This is a genomic window from Streptomyces sp. NRRL B-24085, assembly GCF_001282115.1.
In the GTDB taxonomy this organism is placed as follows: Bacteria; Actinomycetota; Actinomycetes; order Streptomycetales; family Streptomycetaceae; genus Streptomyces.
This window is the reverse complement of sequence record NZ_LJBR01000434.1, coordinates 1-2865: the sequence shown is the minus strand read 5'-3', so window position 1 is coordinate 2865 and position 2865 is coordinate 1. Positions and strand designations below refer to the sequence as shown.

At 72.7% G+C, this 2865-nt stretch carries 2 protein-coding genes and 1 pseudogene; 2 read left to right on the top strand and 1 reads right to left on the bottom strand.

Annotation, left to right across the window (positions count from 1 at the left end):
- Together AOJ26_RS35810 and AOJ26_RS35805 are read left to right on the top strand one after the other, a co-directional pair.
- Window positions 1-517: pseudogene (locus AOJ26_RS35810) on the top strand (TIGR03767 family metallophosphoesterase); the annotation flags it as partial.
- A 99-nt stretch (window positions 518-616) separates the two neighbouring features.
- Entirely contained in the window at window positions 617-1753 is a 1137-nt protein-coding gene (locus tag AOJ26_RS35805; protein ID WP_053852531.1) for a serine hydrolase domain-containing protein, read from the top strand.
- A gap of 92 nt (window positions 1754-1845) precedes the next feature.
- Here the strand turns inward: AOJ26_RS35805 and AOJ26_RS35800 are convergent.
- The coding region (locus AOJ26_RS35800) for a hypothetical protein (protein WP_053852530.1) at window positions 1846-2865 on the bottom strand (1020 nt) is incomplete at its 5' end.

Here is a 2865-nt window from a genome sequence, read left to right as displayed (position 1 = left end):
CACCGGGCTGTTGCGATGGCTGGCCCGGACGCTGCGGCAGAACAAGGACTCCTTCGCCGTCGTCTACAGCCACCACACCGGCTACTCGATGACCAACACCCGCCCCGACCCGGCCCACCCGGGCGAGCGCCGGCACAACGGCCAGGAGGTCGTCACCCTCCTCACCCGGCACAGCAACGTCCTCGCCTGGGTCAACGGGCACATCCACCGCAATGTGATCACCGCCCACTCCGCCCCCGGCGGCCGCTCCTTCTGGGAGATCTCCACCGCCTCCCACATCGACTTCCCGCACCTCGCCCGGGTCGTCGAACTGGCCGACAACAAGGACGGCACGATCTCGGTCTTCACCACCCTGATCGAGTCCGCGGCCCCCCACCGCACCGACTTCACCGACCTGTCCCAGACCGGCCTCGCCGCCCTCTACCGCGAACTGGCCTACAACGCCCCCGGTTCGAGCGACAAGCTCGGCGGCGCCGCACAGGACCGGAACACGGAGCTGATCCTGAAGAAGGGCTGAAAGCGGCCCAACCCGCGTGATCCGCCTCAACCCTCCCGGTCCGGGGTGGGTCTCTCCCGCCGGTCACGCTCGCCGAGCGTGCCGGAACAGGGGGAAGACATGACCGTACGCACGACTGTGGTGGTCGGGGCGAGTGCCGTGGCACTCGCGACCGGCCTCGCCGCCCCGGCGACGGCGGCCGGGGCCGACACTCACGCGGCCACCCGGCAGGCCGTCCGCGCCGCCGTGCAGGACGGCGTGCCGGGGGTGACGCTCACCGCGAGGGACGGGCGTGGCACCTGGTCGACCACGGCCGGTGTCGGCGACCTCAGGACGCACGCGCCGCGTTCGGCGGACGACCGCTACCGCGTCGGCTCCGTCACCAAGACCTTCGTCGCCACCGTGCTGCTCCAACTGGAGGCCGAAAGACGGCTGTCGCTGGACGACACGGTGGAGAAGTGGCTGCCCGGCACGGTCCACGGCAACGGCCACGACGGCGGCCGGATCACCCTCCGCCAGCTCCTCAACCACACCAGCGGCGTCTTCGACTACACCTCCGACGACACGTTCGGGCGCACGTACTTCCTCAAGGACGGCTTCCTCGCACACCGCTACGACACCCAGAGCCCCGGGCAGCTGGTCGCCATCGCCATGGCCCACCGGCCGGACTTGGCGCCCGGCACGTCCTGGAGCTACTCCAACACCAACTACGTCCTGGCCGGCATGGTGATCCAGCAGGCCACCGGACGGACGTACGGCGAGGAGATCCGCCGCCGTGTCATCGCCCCGCTGCACCTGAGCGCCACCTCGGTCCCGGGCACCCGTGTCACCGTGCCCGAGCCCAGCAGCCGGGCCTACTCCAAGCTCGCGCGGACGGCGACGGGACCGACCTACGACGTCACCGAGCTGAACCCGTCCCTCGCCTCCTCGGCGGGCGAGATGATCTCCGACTCGGACGATCTGAACCGCTTCTACTCGGCCCTGCTGCGGGGGAGGGTGCTCCCGCCGAAGCAGCTCAGGGAGATGAAGACCACGGTGGCCGTCGACGAGCACCCGGGGGCCCGTTACGGTCTCGCCCTGATCGACCGCGAGCTGAGCTGCGGGGTCCACGTGTGGGGCCACGACGGCGGCATCCACGGCTCCTCCTCCGTGGCCGTGACCACGGCCGACGGGCGGCACTCCCTCGCCTTCAACTTCAACGGCGACTGGTCGGGGGACACCGACGCCGTGATCGAGGCGGAGTACTGCGGCCGGTAGGCGCGCCGCGGTCGCACGCACATGAGGAGGGGCCCCGGCTCCCCAGTGCCGTGGCCCCTCCTCTCCCCTCCTGGTCCCGCCCCGGTCCGTCACTACCGGGGCAGCACCACGACATAGGCGGCGGGATCCCGGTCGCCCGAGGCCATCAGGGCCGTACGGACCACCGTCGCCTGCTGCTCCATCGCGTCCCGGAGCTTGCGCGGGGTGATGTGGACGACCGTGATGCCGAGCCGCTCCAGGTGCTCGCGCTTGCGGGCGTACTCCGACCACAGGGCGTCCTCGTCCTGGCGGGGGGCGCGGGTGTCCAGCTCCACCGCGACCGCCTGCTCCGGCCAGTACGCGTCCAGGCCGCCCAGGTGGGGGCCGCCCGGCAGCCTCAGGTCGACGTTCCACACCGGGTCGGGCAGGCCGTACTCCGTGACCATGCGGTACAGGCGGTCCTCCGCGATGGCGCGGCCCTCGGCGAGCAGGGAGTCCACCGCGTCCACCACGTGCGGGCGGCTCAGCAGCTTGGCGTTGTTCAACTCCCGCACGACGGCGGCCGGTTCGCAGTGCCCGCCGCGCACCGCCTCGGTCAGCAGCCGGCGTACCGCGCCCGCGTCCGTGAGATCGGTGACCGCGTCGGCGAGGGCGCGCGGCACCGGGGCGACGGGGAGGCCGGTGACCTGTTCGGCGGCGGGGAGCGCCGAGGTGCGGACGATCCGCGCGCCGCCCGTCGAACGCAGCCGCCGCAGCCTCGGGACCAGGACGTCGATCCGGTCCAGGGAGGGCAGCGGCGGTGTCGAGCTGAAGCCGTGCAGCGTGAGCGCCGCGAGGCCGGTGATCATCGCCTCCGCGTACACCGGCCGGTGCGGCGACTCGGCGCCCGGCTGCACGGGGACCCCGGCGCTCTGCTCCCGTGCCGCGTACATCAGCACCGCGTGCAGCCGCTCCTCGCTGGTCGGCGGGCCCGGGTGGAGCAGGAAGACGCCCGGGAGGATCTGCTGCCAGGGGCCGCCGGGCCGGCACTGCTCGTTGGCCTCGGCGACCGAGACGCCGGTCGCGCGCAGCCGGCCGGCGGTCACGACACGGCGGTGCACCTCGGAGAGGTGACGCAGGGGGCGGGGGGAGAG

What these genes read in the sequence shown, in the direction of transcription:
- AOJ26_RS35805 (WP_053852531.1), top strand. Translation starts at nt 617, where the DNA reads ATGACCGTACGCACGACTGTGGTGGTCGGGGCGAGTGCCGTGGCACTC.